The organism is Dellaglioa sp. CoH-57-MRSF-19 (genome assembly GCF_056781975.1).
This window is the reverse complement of sequence record NZ_JBXAXW010000001.1, coordinates 48307-66366: the sequence shown is the minus strand read 5'-3', so window position 1 is coordinate 66366 and position 18060 is coordinate 48307. Positions and strand designations below refer to the sequence as shown.

Here is an 18060-nt window from a genome sequence, read left to right as displayed (position 1 = left end):
TAATATCTAGGGAAGACTATGCAAATAGTCTTCCCTTTTTTTGTACTATCAGCAAGATTTGTGCAGGTAAATGGGGAATGTGATAAAATAGATAACATCTAGGATTTACAGATGAGGAGATACTATGAAAAAGTTCCTTTCAAACGAGAAACTTCCCAGTTTTTTGAAGAATGAACGCTTAAGATGGATTGCGATTTTTATCGTAATTATGTCTTTATTTAGTGTTGTTCTGTCTTTTACAGTTAATTTATTTTTAGGACTTATATTGTTAATTATTGCGTTGGGTGCTACCAGCGCAAGTATGTATATTATGTCCCAAATTACGGCAAATACTAATGAATATATATCGGAATTATCATATCGTATTAAACGTAGTGAACAAGAAGCGCTTATCAAAATGCCAATTGGTATTTTGATTTTTAACGAACAAAATGAGATTGAGTGGGTTAATCCATACTTACAACCTTATTTTGAAAAAAATGATATTTTAGGTAAGAAAATAGAGAGCGTCGATGAATCGTTATCGACGATTATTACAGATAACGCTGAGACTAAAGGCTTGGTGAAAGTAACATGGCATGAAAAAGATTTTGAAATGATCATACAAAATGATATTCATGTTGCTTACCTGATGGATATTACGCGTTATTCATCAATTGAAAAAGAATTTGAAGCAGAGCGCGTTGTTATCGGTCAAGTGTTCTTAGATAATTATGATGAAGTAACGCAATCTATGTCAGATAAGAATGTTTCTAATTTAAGTAACTTTGTCACAAATGAGTTATCTAATTGGGCGCGTCGTTATGGGATGTATTTAAAAAGAACGGATTCAGATCGATTTTTTATTTTAGTTCATGCCCATTCTTTACAACAAATTGAAGAAGAAAAATTTAAAATTTTAGATCGAATTCGCGATCGGACATCCAAACAAAACTTTCCGCTCACATTGAGCATGGGAATTGCCTATGGCGATGGCGATTTGAATTCACTTGCAAAATTAGCTCAAAGCAATTTAGATCTTGCTTTAGGTCGAGGTGGGGATCAAGTTGTCGTTAAATCACCTGAAGAGCAAGCAAGATTTTATGGTGGTAAAACTAATCCGATGGAAAAACGGACTCGGGTTCGTGCTAGAATGATTTCTCAAGCGTTACAAGAAATAATGAAACCAATGGACCAAGTCTTCGTTATGGGACATCAGAGCCCAGATATGGACTCTGTAGGAGCTTGTTTGGGCATTAGACGAATCGCTTTGATGAATAATATGAAATGTTGGATTGTTTTAGATCAAACCGCTATTCATTCAGATGTACAACGATTGATGGAAGAGTTAGATCAATATCCTGATATCAAATATAATATTATTACACCTGAAGAAGCAGTAGAAAAAGCAACAGAACAGAGTTTACTGGTGATGGTTGATCATTCTAAACCCTCTATTTCTGGTAGTCCTGAATTGTATGAAAAACTTAAAAATCGTCTGATGGTTATTGATCATCATCGTCGTGGAGAAGAATTCCCTGAAAATCCAATGTTAGTTTATATTGAACCTTATGCATCATCAACCTGTGAACTGATTACTGAAATGTTTGAATATCAATCAAAAGATAGTGAACCAATTAATAAAATTGAAGCAACTGCGATGTTAACGGGAATTATTATTGATACGAAGTCGTTTTCATTAAGGACGGGTACACGAACATTTGATGCAGCCAGTTATTTAAGGTCCGTTGGGGCTGATTCAACAATGGTTCAAAACTTTATGAAAGAAAATGTTGATAGTTACTTGAAGCGTAATCATTTAATTGATAAAGTAGAGTTCATTAATACTGATTTAGCATTATGTGTGGGTGAAGATGATACGATTTATGACCCAGTTACAGCAGCACAGGCAGCAGATTCATTATTATCTATTTCAAGTGTATCAGCGTCATTTGTTGTCACAAAACGATCAGAAAATCGTGTTAGTATCTCTGCTAGAAGTACAGGGACGACTAATGTTCAAGTTGTTATGGAACAAATGGGCGGCGGCGGTCACTTATCAAATGCTGCGACTCAGTTAACTGGTGTGAGTGTAAGTGAAGCTGCAGAACAATTAGTTAATATTTTAACGACAAAAAAAGATGAAATTAAGGAGTAGTTGATTATGAAAGTTATATTTTTAGAAGATGTTCGCGGAAAAGGTAAACGTGGAGAAATTAAAGAAGTACCAAGCGGCTATGCTCAAAATTTTTTAATTAAAAATGGTAAAGCAAAATTAGCTACAAATTCAGCAATGAGTTCTTTAAAGGGACAACAAAAAGCTGAAGAAAAAAAAGCTGAAGAAATTTTAAAAGAAGCTAAAGATGAAAAAATCGTTTTAGAAGATGATAAGACAGTTGTTGAATTAACAGCTAAAGCGGGCGAAGATGGCCGTTTATTTGGCTCAATTCCTAGCAAGCAAATTGTACAAGCTATGGAAAAACAATACGGAATTAAAATCGACAAACGTAAAGTTGAACTACCAGAACCAATTCGTGCCTTAGGATTCACGAATGTACCTGTTAAGTTACATGTTGATGTAACAGCAATGATTCGTGTTCATGTTTCGGCTAATAACTAAAGTAGTATTTATTTGAAAAGCTGGCAAAATTTGATTTTGTCCAGCTTTTTTCTTGATTTTAGAAGTAAGGAGAACACGATAAAATGAATAATGAACTATTAACAGACCAAACGCCACCACAGAATATTGAAGCGGAACAAGCCGTTTTGGGCGCTGTCTTTTTAAAGAGTGATGCTCTTGTTGAGGCAATGGAATACTTGGAGCCCGAAGACTTCTATCAACGTCGCCATCAATTGATATTTGCGGCTATGGTGGATCTGAATGATAAAGATGAAGCTATTGATATTGTTACGATTCAAGATAATTTAACTTCTAAAAATCAAATGGATGATATTGGCGGTGTTAGCTATATTGTTGAATTAGCTGGCTCTGTACCAACGGCTGCGAACGTTCAGTATTATGCTAAAATTGTTGAAGAAAAATCAATGATTCGACGCTTAATTGCGACAGCGACATCTATTGCAACTAAGGGTTTATCACAAGATGATGATGTTGCAACGCTTTTAGATAATGCTGAACGTGAAATTATGAGCGTATCTGAAAAAAGAAATAGTAGTGGTTTTCAAGCTATCGCTGATGTATTAAAAAGTACATTTACAAATATTGAAAAGTTAGCTAAAGAAGGCGATACAATTACTGGATTGTCGACAGGTTATCCAGAGTTGGATAAAATGACTGCCGGGTTACATCCAGATGAGTTAATCATTTTAGCTGCTCGTCCGGCTGTTGGTAAAACAGCTTTTGCGTTGAATATTGCTCAAAACGTAGCAACTAAAACTGATGAAACTGTCGCTATTTTTAGTTTAGAAATGTCAGCAGAATCATTAGTTAGTCGTATGTTATGTGCTGAAGGTAGTATTAATGCGAATCACTTACGAACGGGACAATTAGACGAATCAGAATGGTCAAATTTGATTGTGGCAATGAATTCATTATCAAAGGCTAATATCTTTATTGATGACACTGCTGGGTCAAAGATGGCTGAAATTCGGGCAAAATGCCGTCGATTAGCGAAGGAAAAAGGTGGACTAGGGTTAATCGTTGTTGATTATTTACAGTTGATTGAAGGTTCAGGACGCGAAAGTCGACAACAAGAAGTCTCAGAAATTTCTCGTCAAATGAAGAAATTAGCGAAAGAATTAAGTGTTCCAGTTATTGCATTGTCTCAATTATCCCGTGGTGTTGAACAACGCCAAGATAAACGACCAGTGTTATCAGATATTCGTGAATCTGGTTCTATTGAACAAGATGCAGATATTGTTGCATTTTTGTATCGAGATGATTATTATGAACGCGATACTGATGAAGATGAAGACGGGAATCTACCTGATCCAAGGGATGAAGATGACCAAAATGTTGGTGAAGTTGAAGTTATTATTGAAAAAAACCGTGGTGGCGAACGAGGTACAGTTAAATTATTATTTGTTAAATCATATAATAAATTCTCGTCACTTGCCTATAGACCAGAAGGCTAGAAAATATTCCTTAGTGGGATATTTTTTTTGAATAAAAAGAGAAACGTTCGTTATATAGTTGATAAATGTTTATATAAAATACAAACGTTCGTATTTTAGTTGTATTTGAACTGCTTTATTGCTATAATATTCTAGGATTGTATTTATGAATTTAAAATATAAATTATGAGGTGGATGAAAATATGTCATCAGTAGTTGTAGTAGGTAGCCAATGGGGCGATGAAGGAAAAGGTAAAATTACAGATTTCTTAAGTCAAAATGCCGATGTTATTGCACGGTATCAAGGTGGCGATAACGCCGGACACACAATTGTATTTGAAGGCAACACTTACAAATTACATTTGATTCCATCAGGTATTTTCTTTCAAGATAAATTAAGTATCATTGGTAATGGGGTTGTTGTGAATCCTAAAGCTTTATGTGAAGAACTTGATTATCTACAAAAACTCGGCGTTAAAGGAGATAATTTACGTATTTCTGACCGCGCTCATGTTATTTTGCCATACCATATTCTACTTGATGGCTTACAAGAAGCTGCTAAAAAAGAAGATAAGATTGGGACGACTAATAAAGGTATTGGACCAGCTTATATGGATAAAGCTGCTAGAATTGGTATTAGAATTGCTGATTTAATGGAAAAAGAAACTTTCTCAGCAAAATTAAAAAATAATTTAGAACAAAAAAATCGTGAATTTACAAAATTATATGATCATGAACCACTTGAATTTGATGATATTTTTGAAGAATATTTTGCCTATGGCCAACGTTTGAAACGATACGTAATGGACACGTCAGTTATTATTAATGATGCACTAGATTCTGGTAAGAAAGTCTTATTTGAAGGTGCACAAGGTGTTATGTTAGATATTGATCATGGAACGTACCCATTTGTAACTTCTTCAAATCCAATTGCAGGTGGCGCAACAGTCGGTGTTGGTGTTGGACCTGCTCAAATAAATACAGTTGTTGGTGTCTGCAAAGCCTATACATCACGTGTAGGGGATGGTCCTTTTCCAACTGAACTATTAGATGAAATCGGTGATACTATCCGTGAAGTTGGACATGAATATGGTGTAACAACAAAACGTCCACGTCGTATTGGCTGGTTTGATAGTGTTGTTATGAATCATTCCAAACGTGTTTCAGGATTGACTAACTTATGTTTAAACAGTATTGATGTTTTAACTGGATTAAAAGAAGTTAAAATTTGTACAGCATACGAATTAAATGGTGAAATTATTCATCGTTATCCAGCTAGTTTTAAAGAATTATCTCAATGTAAACCAGTATATGAAACATTACCTGGTTGGACTGAAGATATTACTCAAATGAAAACTCTTGCAGAATTACCTGAAAATGCTAGAAATTATATTAGACGTATTGAAGAAATCGTTGATGTTAAAATTTCAACATTCTCAGTTGGACCCGATCGTGATCAAACAAATGTTTTAGATGATGTTTGGGCATAAATAAGTAATAGGTTGATAGTAATGTGAGAAAAGTCAAAGTTAATACTTTGATTTTTTTTTATTTAATCAATAACTAAGTAGATAAATAACCTTAATTAATTAGAGCTTAAAAATTTATATAACTTATATATTTGATAAGTCGAATATGTTGCATACGCTTTCTTTGGATGTTACTATCGGTATGTAGACAAATATATTATGAGGAGGAAACATGATGACAAATGAAGATAGATTAGATGCAAAGAAAGATCAAATTAAGGGTAAAGTAACAGAAACTAAAGGTAAATTGACAGGAGACAAGCAAGAAGAAGTTAAAGGTAAAGCGGAAGGTTTCCTTGGTAAAGCGAAAGATAAATTAGAAGATGTCAAAGATGATGTTGCAGAAAAAATAGATGAAGTTATGGACAAACGTAAAAAGAAATAGTAATTTCATTGGGTTCTCGCACTGCTTACAATAAGCAGTGCGAGTTTTTTTTATTTCTTTTTATTAGCCGAAGTTAGATAAATAATAGGCTTATCTTGTGAGTATAGTACCTATCAGTTCATCTTATTCACTCAGATATTCATAGATCTTATTTTGTTTAACTTTATGTGATTAATTAAGCAACGAGGAAAACAAAGATAGTTATTTATCTTTATTTTTTGGTGTATATAAGTTTAAGTACCTGGGAAAGAGATTCATTAAGTTTCATAGATTGAGCGTAATAAAATCGTTTCATTTGCAAGCGATTTCAAATAATGGTATATTACATATAACGAATAGTTAATATAATAAATAACTATTTAATATAAACAAAGGAGGAACATATTATGATTTGGTCATTAATTGTAGGTGCTATTATTGGTGCTGTTGCAGGGGCGATTACTAATCGCGGTGAGTCGATGGGATGGATAAGTAACATCATCGCTGGACTAGTTGGGTCAGCTCTTGGTCAAAGTGTCCTTGGTCATTGGGGACCTAGCTTGGCAGGAATGGCAATTATCCCTTCTATCATTGGTGCGATAATTTTAGTTTTAATTGTTTCAGCTATATTTGGTATAAAAGCAAGGAAGTAAATCAAGTCAAGAGAGAGGTATGTTTATGAAGAAGAGTAAAAAAATTATTCTGAGTATAGTCAGCCTCGGATACTTGATTGGGCTTAGCTTGCTGATTTGGCCAGAAATAATTGAGAAAATAACTAAAATGCTTGAACATTTTAACGTTAGTACAAATTTTCAGAGTAACGATTTTATCTTCTATTATGGGATTGTGTTATTGCTATTAACAGTCTTCATATTTTTGTTAATACTTTTGTGGCCTGCGCAACTACCAGATATTCCTTTGAAGCAAACTAAAGAAGGAAGACTTGCTTTAAGTAACCAGGGTATTAGCCAATTTATCAAGACAAAGTTGTCTAGTGAAGACTTATCTAATATTAAAGTTACGTTGAAGAATACACGACGTCAGCGAAAGATCCATATTGTTGCAGATTCAGTTTACCAACAGTCTACAGTTGGACAATTACCTCGTATTACGAGTGAATTAACTGAGAATCTCAATGATCTATTAGCTGGATCTAGTCATATTCCTATCAAAGTAGATATTAAGGTAAGTAAAAAATCAAATTCAAAACGTAAAGTTACACGGGTAGTTTAAGAGGGAGTGTGCATAAATGAAAGATAAAATGTCAATTAATATTGGAGTTGGTAGTGCTCTAGGATTTATCATATCCTCGTTACTTGTAACTGTAGGATTTTGGAAGACGATTATCATTATGATTGTGACACTGTTAGCAGGATGGATTGGTTATCTATTTAAAGAATATGATATTGATCTGTCATTTATTTCAAAAATTTTCACGCGGAAAAATTGATTATTTTAAAAATCGAAAGGAGTCTTAATTATGACTACAGAAAAAACAAATACGCAGGGAACAAAGACTGAACCAAAGGGGACATTGACATTTGATGACAAGGTTATTCAAAAAATAGTCGGTTATGCAATTGAAAATGTATCTGGTCTCTTGGGTGTGGATGGTGGATTTGTCGCAAATATTAAAAATAAACTTGTAAATAGTGATAATCCAACAGATGGCATCGGCGTTGAGGTTGGCAAGGAACAAGTTGCGGTTGATTTAAATATTATTATGGCATATGGGCACAATGCACATGATATTTATAAACAGTTAACGGAAGTTATTAATAAACAAGTAAAGGAAACAACAGATTTAGCTTTAATTGAGTTGAATGTTGAAGTAGTAGACATTCAAACACCAAAAGAATTTGATGATTCACAAACAAGTTTACAAGATCGTGTATCTGATGCAGGTAGTACTATTAAAGAAAAAACAACAGATGGGGTAGATGCCGTTAAAAAAACGACCTCTCAGGTAGTAAATAAAGATGATGACCGGGTTAAATAGCGTTGAACAAATAATAAGATTTAAATCTAGTTAAGAGAAATCCGATAGGGTTTCTCTTTTTTTGTTTCACGTGAAACATCAATAAGTAAATGAGAACACAAAAAAAGCACCTAGCCGCAGCTAGATGCTTCAACATATCTTGCGATATGTTGGGTTTGGCACCCATGGGTGGTTAGGGGCTCGAACCCTAGACCCACGGATTAAGAGTCCGTTGCTCTACCAACTGAGCTAACCACCCAAACCATTAATAATAATTCATCAACGTTAAATATATTATCATATATACTAATAAAAGACAATAACTTTTCGAAAAAGGATTTGGGTAAATTTAATCACTGTGTTTGGCAATGATGATTGAATAGGCTATAATAATGGAGGGTTAAGAAGTTGTATCTAGATTTAATTTTACAGCTTCCTATAAGGAGGATCCACATATGAAAAAAATATTAGTTGTCGACGATGAAAAACCAATTTCTGATATCGTTAAATTTAATTTAACTAAAGAAGGATACGACGTTTATACAGCTTACGATGGTGAAGAAGCCTTAGAAAAAGTTAAAGAAGTTGAACCGGATTTAATTTTATTAGATTTAATGTTACCAAAAGTGGATGGTTTAGAAGTTGCTCGTCAAGTTAGAAAAACTTACGATATGCCAATCATTATGGTTACAGCTAAAGATGGAGAAATCGATAAGGTCTTAGGTCTAGAATTAGGTGCAGATGATTATGTAACAAAACCTTTCTCTAACCGTGAACTAGTGGCCAGAGTTAAAGCTAATTTAAGAAGACAAAAAACAATTGAGAGTGTTCAAACAGAAGAACAACCACAAAATAGTGAAATACAAGTTGGACAATTAACCATTCATCCTGAAGCATATATGGTTTCAAAATATGATGAAAAAATTGAATTAACACATCGTGAATTTGAATTATTACATTATTTAGCACAACATCTAGGACAAGTTATGACTAGAGAACATTTACTACAGACGGTATGGGGTTATGATTACTTCGGTGATGTCAGAACGGTTGATGTTACAATGCGTCGTTTAAGAGAAAAAGTTGAAGATAATCCAAGCCATCCAGAGTGGTTGGTAACACGTCGTGGTGTTGGATACTATATGAAAAATCCAGATTTAGAATAGAGTAGGGGAATAACGATGAAAATGAATCAAAAAATTCGTTTTTTTAAATCTATTCAATTTAAAATAGCCCTCATTTTTGCGTTATTAATTTTAATAACGTTGGAAATTGTCGGGGCTTATTTTGTTAGGCAATTAGAACAGCAAAACTTAGATACCTTTAAGCAACAAGTCCAGTTACCTATATATGTTACTAATTCGATTACGAAGGATTTAGCAAAAACAGATACAGCTGCTGGTGATAGAGATATCAAAAAAATATTGGAAGATGTTAGTAATTCAAGTATCACAGAAATTCGAGTGATTGATAGTAAGGGCACAATTCGCGGGAGTAGTGATTTTAATAATCAAACTGTTGTGGGACAAAAAACGACAGATGCAACAATTAAGCAAGTGTTATATACACCTAAAACATTTGAAAAGAAGATTTATGATGAATCTAGCGATAAGCGCTACTATGTTTCAATTGTGCCACTAGTTAGTACAGCAGGAAATGTAACAACGACAGTTGGGGTTACATACGTTAAGGCCAATCTGGAAAGCTTATACTCAAATATTAACGATATCACGGTTATTTTCGTGACCGCGTCATTTTTTGCAGCTGTTTTAGTCCTTTTGATAACGATAGTTATTTCCCGGGCAATAACTCGTCCGATTGATGAGATGAAAAAGCAAACGATTCGAATTTCTCGCGGAGATTACTCCGGAAAAGTTCGTGTCTATTCTAATGATGAACTAGGACAATTAGCAGATGCGGTTAATAACTTATCTGTTCGTGTTGAAGAGGCACAAGAATCATCTGAAGCTGAACGTCGTCGTTTAGATAGTGTTCTATCGCACATGACAGATGGTGTAATTGCGACGGATCGTCGCGGAAATATTATCATTATGAATGAAGCGGCCTCTACCTTATTAGATCAAAATGAAAATGACTCAATAGGAGTATCAATTTTGGATATTCTTGATTTACGTAGTCAGTATACTTTACGTGATTTGTTAGAAAATCAAGATGAAATTATGATTGATTTATCTGATGTAGAACATGAACAAATTTTGAATGCTTATTTTTCATTAATACAAAGAGAATCTGGCTTTATTAGTGGTCTTGTCTGTGTACTTCATGATGTCACAGAACAACAAAAGATAGAACGTGAACGTGAAAGCTTTGTTTCTAATGTTTCTCATGAATTAAGAACGCCTTTGACGAGTATGAAGAGTTATATTGAGGCATTAAACGATGGTGCATGGAAAGATCCAGAAGTTGCACCAGGTTTCTTGAAAGTTACACAGAATGAAACAGAACGTATGATGCGTATGATTAATGACTTACTAAATTTGTCACGAATGGATTCAGGAACATCTAAGTTAGAACTTGAATTAGTTAACTTGAATGAACTGTATAGTTATGTTCTGGATAGATTCGATATGATGATTAATGCTGACGATGGGTCAGGCAAAAAGTATTCGATTAAACGTGATTTTACTAAACGTGATTTATGGGTTGAATTAGATACTGATAAAATTGTGCAAGTCATTGATAATATTATGAATAATGCCATTAAATATTCACCTGATGGTGGAGAAATAACTTGTCGTTTATTGGAGACACATAAGCACGTTATTTTGAGTATCTCTGATGAGGGCCTTGGTGTACCTAAAAAAGATTTAGCGCATATTTTTGATCGCTTTTTCCGTGTGGATAAAGCTAGATCGAGAGCTCAAGGTGGAACTGGATTAGGCCTAGCTATCTCAAAAGAGGTTGTCGAAATGCATAAAGGTAAAATTTGGTTAGATAGCTCGGAAGGCAAGGGTTCAACATTCTATATTTCATTGCCTTATGAATCATATGAGGAGGACCTGTGGGATGAAATTGAATAGATTTATTTTACCAACACTATTATTTTTATTAATTATGACAAGTATCGGTTTATCATGGGTCATTTGGACAAATCCGACATGGAATGGTAAAAGTGAATCGACGAAAGCTACAAATTCAACGCAGACAGAGTTAACAAAGAGTACTAAATTGAGCGAAGTATATGCACCAACGTCTGTTATTTATAATGATAATCAGCAACAAAATGTTTTATATAGTGAAAAAATTAATATCATTTCAAATATTCAAAAAAAGATACGTACTTGGAAAGAAACGTCTATATCAGAAGTTCCGATTAAAAATAAAAATGATTATTTAACGTTTTTAAATGCAAAAAATCAATTGGTTCTTAGTTACTCAGATGAAATTACGGTTGGGTTATTTAATCAAGTATTTAATCAGCAAAATCAAAATTATAAAACACGACTTATTAACCGTGTTCTTATTCCGCGTGATAATAAGAAAAGTATTTATCTGTTGAGTGACAAGGATAAAAAAATTTATGAGATTTCGTTAAATGATGCCTATAATAAAGGTAAAACAATTGATGATGTTGTACAAAATGAAACGTTATCGAAATTATCAGTTACATTTAAACTGCATAATAATGATATTTTTATGTATTATAATCAAGATTTTAATATAGCTCGTTTTAGGTATTTAGTGGATAAGCAAACGGCTAGTAAGTATGTTGCTAATCTATTAGGACAAAAAGATGGTTCATCGGTCAACGTTAAAGAAAGTAAAAAGACAATAACTTACTATGATGGTTCTGATCGACAATTAACGGTTCAAAATACGACAAATTTGGTTTCATATGAAGATGATGAAAATTCAGATGCGAAACAAAAAACGAGTCGTGGTAATGCTTTAACTGAAAGTTATACGAGTATTAAAAATACAGGTATCGGATTAGATAATATTCACTTCTACCAATTTAATGGTAAGTCTATGACAACAACATTCAGAAGTTATATTGAAGGATTTCCGATTTTTAATCAAACCAAACACGGTGTGATTGAAGTTGAGCGACTAGATAATGGTGGAAATAAAATTGATTTTTCATTATTGACGTTACAAATTGCTGTTCCATCTGGAAAAGCAGATGTTACGTTACCAAGTACAGAAGAAGTGTTAAGTAGCTTGGTTACGGCAGGGTATAAAGATGCGGATATTTCAGATATTCAATTAGGTTATCGTTGGGTATCAAGTTCTGATTCAGATTTGGTAGTCAACCTAGAACCCACTTGGTATATCCGATATCAAGATAAATGGAAAAGTTATACTGAATTACTACAAACAGATTAGGGAGGTGAATTAATTGGATTTTAGACGAATTCAAATTATTTTTATTATTGTTTTTCTTGGTTTAAATATCTTTTTATTCACCTCATTACGACAAAATCAACAAATTGAAATTTCGAGTCGATCATCACCTGGGACAACAAAAACCGGTACAACGCTTAAAGAGATGCGAGAAGATGACATTAAATACGGCAGTATCTCAAATAAAAAAGAGACTGGTGTATATATGTCTAATAAAGCATCTGATGTATTAAAGAATGATGCTAAACAGCTGCAATCCCAAGTTACAACATATAAAGACAATAAATTATCTAGTATTTTTGGGACACCAATTAATATCACAGATAGTGAAAGTCCAAATAAAACAATTGATAAGACAATTATGAGTGATAATACTTTAATTCTACATGGAGATAATTATCGCTATAACAGTAGTCTTTCAACAGAGACAAGTGTCGTGTATTCGCAGGTTGTTTACGATAAAATGGTTTACTCAAATGTTGGACTAATTAAATTTACAATTCAAAATAATAAAATTAGTGGCTATTCACAAACGTATATGGCAAATACAGAAAAATTACGTGAAAATGAGTCAATTATTAGTCAACAACAAGCAATACTGATATTGTATCAATATAATCAATTTGCAAGTAAAAGTAAGGTTAAATGGTCTAAGTTAGGATATGCTGAGTTGCTCAGTTTGGATAAAAAATATAGCGTCTATATTCCAGTTTGGATAGTAGCTGTTAAGAATCCAAGTAATGGTGTGACACAATACAAGCAAGTTAATTCATTTTCAGGAGCGATTATGAAGGATAGCACTGATATTTTAAATTAAATGAAGATTAAAAGGATAGAGGCGCAGGCAAGTAATGGATGAAGGAACAGACGATATGAAGATTAGTGTTCTTGCAAGCGGTAGTGCGGGAAATGTCACGTATATTGAAACGCCTAAGCACAAGGTCCTTGTAGATGCTGGTTTAAGTGGTAAAAAAATTGCGAGCCTAATGACAGATATTGGTCGAGATATTAACGATGTCGACACGTTATTTGTAACACATGAACATACGGATCATGCAAAGGCTGCTGGTATTTTAGCCCGTAAGTATGACATGAACGTTTATGCAAATGAATTAACATGGGAAGCCATGGCTCATACGATTGGTAAAATTCCCGTTGAGAAGAAGCAAATTTTTGAGATGGGGAAAGTAATTACATTCGACGACTTAGATGTTGAGAGTTTTGGTGTCTCTCATGATGCAGCGGCACCGCAATTCTACCAATTTCATCATAACAATAAGTCATTTGTTATTTTAACGGATACAGGTTATGTCTCAGAGAACGTTCAAGGGACAATTTCCGATGCAGATGCTTACTTGTTTGAGTGTAACCATGATATTGAAATGTTACGGATGGGCGGCTATCCATGGTCATTAAAACAGCGCATTTTAGGTGATAAAGGTCATTTATCAAATGAGGATGGTGCTGATGCACTTATGAATGTTATGGGTAATCGGACAAAACGAATTTTTTTAGGCCATCTTAGTAAGGATAATAATATGAAAGAATTAGCCCATCTAACGGTTGAATCAACGATGAAAGAACATGATTTAGCAGTTGGTGGTGATTTTAACATTTTCGATACAGATCCGGAAAATGCTACAAAGCTGGTTGTTTTATAAGAACAATTTTTTCAAAATTTATTCATAAATAGTTCACAATTAACCGTTATTCTTAAAAGAGTAAAAGATTACGTTTAAGGGGGCAGCGACAAATGTGTCGCGTATATAAAAATGTCAAATGAAAATAGAACAGGCTTAGGTAAAACAGTTGTTACAGCGCTTATTGCAGGATTAGTTGGTGGCGGAATTGCATTTGGTGGATATACATTTTACCAAAATAATGATAGTGATAATGGCGCAGTTACAACATCCTCAAATAAATCAGGTACAACTAAAGTAACAAATGTAAGTGTTAAATCAAGTAATGAATCATCAAAAGCATTTGCTAAAGTTAAAAATGCGGTTGTTTCAGTTATTTCATATACAAAGTCAAGTGGTTCAAGTAACAGCTTAACGGATATGTTTGGTGCAGCAGGCGATTCCTCTGCGACAACAGAAACAGCATCAAGTGAAGGTTCTGGTGTCATTTATAAAAAATCAGATGGTAGTGCTTATGTCGTAACTAATAATCATGTTATCTCTGGTGCAAGTAAAGTTGAAGTTTTATTGAGTAATGGTAAAAAATTAAGTGCCAAAATTGTTGGTAAAGATTCAATTACTGATTTAGCTGTTTTAAAAATATCAGCTAAAGATGTGACTCAAATCGCCACATTTGGTGATTCTGATAGTATCACTGTTGGTGAAACAGCATTGGCTATCGGTTCTCCACTTGGATCTGATTATGCGACATCATTAACGCAAGGAATCATATCAGCTAAGAAACGTACGATTGATGTTACCAATGATTCGGGTGTTAAAACGGGCCAAGCAACAGTTATTCAAACTGACGCTGCCATTAATCCTGGAAACTCAGGTGGGGCTTTAATTAATACTTCTGGCCAAGTTATCGGTATTAATTCGATGAAACTAGCAAGTACAGCAACAGGCTCTACTAGTTCTAGTTCATCATCAACTTCTGTCGAAGGAATGGGATTTGCTATTCCAAGTAATGAGGTTGTATCAATCATTAATCAATTAGTTGATAATGGAAAAGTTAAACGTCCTGCAATTGGTATTTCATTAATCGATTTAGATTACGTCTCAGCAAGTGATCAAAAGAGTGTCTTAAAATTACCAAAAAGTGTTTCTTCAGGGATTGTTGCTGTTAAAATAAATAGTGATTCACCTGCTAAAAATGCTGGTATAGGTAAATATGATGTTATCGTTAAGCTAGGTGATAAGAAAGTTACTGATATCTCAAGCTTACGAGAAGTTTTATATGAACATAAAATTGGTGATACAGTGGCTGTTGAATTCTATCATGATGGTAAGTTGAAACAGGCTAATATCAAATTAACCTTAGAAGCAACAGATGCAAATACAGGAACAAGCTCAACAAGTAAATCAGCATCATCAGCTCAATAAACAAATATGAAATAATCGTAAATAACTTAATTTACGATTATTTTTTTATTTTAAATAGATATTGTGTATAACTAAGTGGATAGATATTAAGGTGGGTGTGAGTAACAGAGGGAAAGGGCAGTATGAAGGGACTTTCTAAACAAAATAGTTATGCACAATTAATTGAATGGCCTGTGACTAACTTTTATTTATTTGATATTTTAAAATAAAAAAAGACTGTTATACCAATGTGTAAAGCGTATAATTAAGGAATGATAAATAACGCAAAATCTGTGCATAACTAATATGGTGTTGACAAATGGGCAACAAATAAATGTAGTGACGAACACATATTCCCCGCAATATGTTGTGGTCCAAATTGTGGATATGTGCGTAACTTTGTGTATAACTTGTGAAAAAGGTGGAAATTATGAACATTAAGATTATTGGTGTAGGTAAATTAAAAGAAAAATATCTCAAACAAGGAATTGAAGAGTATGCAAAACGGTTAAGTAAGTTTTGTAAATTTGAAATTATTGAAGTAAATGATGAAAAGGCACCGGAAAAATTAAGTTCAGCAGAAATGATTGATGTTAAAGGTAAAGAGGGCGAACGTATCCTTAGTAAGATTAAAGAAAAAGAGTATGTTTATGCTTTAGCCATTTTAGGTAAGGAACGTACGTCGGAAGATTTTGCTAAAGAGATTGCTGATCTTGGAACTTATGGGCATTCAGACATAACCTTCGTTATTGGGGGGTCATTAGGACTAAGCGAGGACGTTTTAAGACGCGCCGACACACAAATCTCGTTTGGTAAATTTACCTTACCGCATCAATTAATGCGGATGATTTTGACTGAACAAGTTTACCGTGGATTTATGATTAATGCAGGGAGCCCCTATCATAAATAAGGACCTTTCAATACTTTAAGTAACGTAATTTTAGGATATCAGTAGATTTTCATATTTTCCCTTGACCTAGAGCTTGCTTAAAGGTGGATGATAAAAATAAGTAATTTTAAATTTAGTCGTATAAGAGGGAGAATTTATGAATAAAAAGAATTTAATCATCGTGACTATTGCATTGCTGTTATCTAACGCAATGGCAGGTCTTGATGGAACGATTATTAATACTGCATTACCATCAATCGTCAGTGATTTGCATGGTATCCAATATATGGGATGGATTGTTGCAGTTTTCTTGTTGGGGATGGCAGTTGCCACACCTCTTTGGAGTAAATTAGGCGAACGAATTGGTAACCGTGGTGCATATCAGTTAGCAACTTTTTTATTTGCAATCGGTGCGGTTTTTCAAGCAACATCAAGTAATATTGTCTTTTTCTTAGTTGCTAGAGTAGTTATGGGTATTGGTGCAGGTGGGATGAATACAATTCCGTTTATTATTTATGCTGATATTTATAAAAATATTAAGAAACGCTCACAAGTTATTGGTTATGCAACAGCTAGTTACAGTATTGCATCAATTATTGGACCTTTAGTTGGTGGCTGGATCGTTGATACGTTTAGTTGGCATTGGGTCTTCTATATCAATGTACCAATAGCATTAATATCAATTATTTCAATCCAATTTTTCTTCAAAGAAGAAGTTAAAAAACGTCAAAAGGGGAATATCGATTACTTGGGTGCTGGAATGATGATTGTCAGCTTAGTGACCTTATTAACAGGTATTCAAATGATTGGTGTTGGGTCAATTAATTTAGTCGTTGGGTTAATTATTGCTGGAATTATCTTACTCGGTATTTTGTATAGAGTTGAGGATAGGGCCGTTGATCCGATTATTCCCAATCGATTATTTAAAAATAAGAAACTGATTGTTGATTTTATCATATTTGCCTTTTTATGGGGAGCATTTATCTCATTTAACATCTATATTCCAATGTGGGCACAAGGAATACTTGGAATGAGTGCATTGATTGGTGGGGCAACACAAATTCCTGGTGCAATGACTAATTTATTTGGTTCGTTGTCCGGTCCATCAATGATTCCTCGATTGGGGAAATACCGGATTATTACAATCGGAACCATTAGCTTTATTATTTCGTTTGCTGGGATGTTAGTTGTAGGTGTGACAGTCCCATTCTGGTATTTATTACTAATGGGTGCTTTTGAAGGGTTCGGTTTAGGAATGTGTTTTAATGTCCTACAACTGAGTGTTCAAGAGGATGCGGAGGGTCGAGATGTCCCAATCGCAACTTCATTTGCCTACTTATTACGTATTTTAAGCCAAACATTTATGTCATCAATTTATGGGGTTATCCTTAACAGTGCGTTGTTAAAAGGAGTTAATCAGTCTCATGGTAAAATTACGATGGAGATGTTAAACAAGCTAAGTGATTCGAAGCGTGTTTCAAGTCTTCCTGAAAAATTATTACCAGCAATGCGACAGATTATGTATGAAGGGTTGCATAATATTATGGTAATCGCGACAATATTATTGATTATCGTTTTACTATTTAATTTATGGATTCAGGCTCAATCTAGAAAACAACTAAGTTAAAAAATAGAATCTCTGAGAGAATGTACTATGTACTAAGTCGTATCGAGTTGACTGATGAAATTATATAAAATTTAATGGGGTATATTGATTTATCTGCTTGTAAAGTTATTAATAGATTCCCAGTGTAAATTCCTTGATTAATGTCAATTTATCAAATGCACTGTACTTAACTCTAGGCAAAAAAATCCCGCCATGATTGTCGAATGAAATT

The 18060-nt window shown here is 33.8% G+C and carries 17 protein-coding genes and 1 tRNA gene; 17 read left to right on the top strand and 1 reads right to left on the bottom strand.

What is annotated here, in order from left to right; genetic code table 11:
• Nucleotides 1-124 precede the first annotated feature (124 nt).
• From AC1RO3_RS00315 to AC1RO3_RS00275, 9 genes are all read left to right on the top strand, one after another.
• A complete protein-coding gene (locus AC1RO3_RS00315; RefSeq protein WP_481761087.1) occupies nucleotides 125-2137 on the top strand; it encodes a DHH family phosphoesterase in 2013 nt (670 codons plus the stop codon).
• A 6-nt stretch (nucleotides 2138-2143) separates the two neighbouring features.
• Entirely contained in the window at nucleotides 2144-2599 is a 456-nt protein-coding gene (rplI, locus tag AC1RO3_RS00310) for a 50S ribosomal protein L9 (RefSeq protein ID WP_481761088.1), read from the top strand.
• Nucleotides 2600-2682: 83 nt separating this feature from the next.
• Complete coding sequence (dnaB, locus tag AC1RO3_RS00305; protein ID WP_481761089.1) at nucleotides 2683-4074, top strand: replicative DNA helicase; 1392 nt, start codon at nucleotides 2683-2685, stop codon at nucleotides 4072-4074.
• A gap of 182 nt (nucleotides 4075-4256) precedes the next feature.
• On the top strand, nucleotides 4257-5543 hold the full coding sequence (locus AC1RO3_RS00300) for an adenylosuccinate synthase (RefSeq protein ID WP_481761090.1): 1287 nt from the start codon (nucleotides 4257-4259) through the stop codon (nucleotides 5541-5543).
• Between the two features lie 214 nt (nucleotides 5544-5757).
• The gene (locus AC1RO3_RS00295) at nucleotides 5758-5967 is read left to right on the top strand and encodes a CsbD family protein (RefSeq protein WP_409022828.1); all 210 of its coding nucleotides are present in this window, start codon (nucleotides 5758-5760) and stop codon (nucleotides 5965-5967) included.
• 386 nt (nucleotides 5968-6353) lie between these two features.
• On the top strand, nucleotides 6354-6599 hold the full coding sequence (locus AC1RO3_RS00290; protein WP_409021856.1) for a GlsB/YeaQ/YmgE family stress response membrane protein: 246 nt from the start codon (nucleotides 6354-6356) through the stop codon (nucleotides 6597-6599).
• A gap of 25 nt (nucleotides 6600-6624) precedes the next feature.
• Entirely contained in the window at nucleotides 6625-7179 is a 555-nt protein-coding gene (gene amaP, locus AC1RO3_RS00285; RefSeq protein WP_481761091.1) for an alkaline shock response membrane anchor protein AmaP, read from the top strand.
• Nucleotides 7180-7195: 16 nt separating this feature from the next.
• The gene (locus AC1RO3_RS00280) at nucleotides 7196-7396 is read left to right on the top strand and encodes a DUF2273 domain-containing protein (protein WP_409021858.1); all 201 of its coding nucleotides are present in this window, start codon (nucleotides 7196-7198) and stop codon (nucleotides 7394-7396) included.
• A gap of 30 nt (nucleotides 7397-7426) precedes the next feature.
• The gene (locus tag AC1RO3_RS00275; protein WP_481761092.1) at nucleotides 7427-7945 is read left to right on the top strand and encodes an Asp23/Gls24 family envelope stress response protein; all 519 of its coding nucleotides are present in this window, start codon (nucleotides 7427-7429) and stop codon (nucleotides 7943-7945) included.
• Nucleotides 7946-8110: 165 nt separating this feature from the next.
• On the opposite strand, the gene AC1RO3_RS00270 is transcribed toward AC1RO3_RS00275, so the two are convergent.
• Nucleotides 8111-8183 (bottom strand) — tRNA-Lys (locus tag AC1RO3_RS00270).
• 196 nt (nucleotides 8184-8379) lie between these two features.
• Between AC1RO3_RS00270 and yycF the strand changes: the two genes are divergently transcribed.
• The 8 genes from yycF (at nucleotide 8380) to AC1RO3_RS00230 (ending at nucleotide 17849) form a co-directional block, all read left to right on the top strand.
• Entirely contained in the window at nucleotides 8380-9090 is a 711-nt protein-coding gene (gene yycF, locus AC1RO3_RS00265) for a response regulator YycF (RefSeq protein WP_409021860.1), read from the top strand.
• A 21-nt stretch (nucleotides 9091-9111) separates the two neighbouring features.
• Nucleotides 9112-10965, top strand: coding sequence for a cell wall metabolism sensor histidine kinase WalK (walK, locus tag AC1RO3_RS00260; RefSeq protein WP_481761148.1), 1854 nt, complete (start codon nucleotides 9112-9114; stop codon nucleotides 10963-10965).
• Nucleotides 10952-12271 (top strand): YycH family regulatory protein, encoded by a 1320-nt coding sequence (locus AC1RO3_RS00255; protein WP_481761093.1) that lies wholly within the window; start codon nucleotides 10952-10954, stop codon nucleotides 12269-12271. Before walK ends, AC1RO3_RS00255 begins: the two co-directional genes overlap by 14 nt.
• 13 nt (nucleotides 12272-12284) lie before the next feature.
• Nucleotides 12285-13106 (top strand): two-component system regulatory protein YycI, encoded by an 822-nt coding sequence (locus tag AC1RO3_RS00250; protein ID WP_481761094.1) that lies wholly within the window; start codon nucleotides 12285-12287, stop codon nucleotides 13104-13106.
• A 34-nt stretch (nucleotides 13107-13140) separates the two neighbouring features.
• Nucleotides 13141-13950, top strand: a complete 810-nt coding sequence (locus AC1RO3_RS00245; protein WP_481761095.1) for an MBL fold metallo-hydrolase — start codon at nucleotides 13141-13143, stop codon at nucleotides 13948-13950.
• Nucleotides 13951-14061: 111 nt separating this feature from the next.
• A complete protein-coding gene (locus AC1RO3_RS00240) occupies nucleotides 14062-15354 on the top strand; it encodes a S1C family serine protease (RefSeq protein WP_481761096.1) in 1293 nt (430 codons plus the stop codon).
• A gap of 409 nt (nucleotides 15355-15763) precedes the next feature.
• Nucleotides 15764-16243: a 23S rRNA (pseudouridine(1915)-N(3))-methyltransferase RlmH gene (rlmH, locus tag AC1RO3_RS00235; protein ID WP_481761097.1), complete on the top strand. Its 480-nt coding sequence runs from the start codon at nucleotides 15764-15766 to the stop codon at nucleotides 16241-16243.
• A 136-nt stretch (nucleotides 16244-16379) separates the two neighbouring features.
• Nucleotides 16380-17849: an MFS transporter gene (locus AC1RO3_RS00230; protein ID WP_409021866.1), complete on the top strand. Its 1470-nt coding sequence runs from the start codon at nucleotides 16380-16382 to the stop codon at nucleotides 17847-17849.
• The last annotated feature ends 211 nt before the right edge of the window (nucleotides 17850-18060 follow it).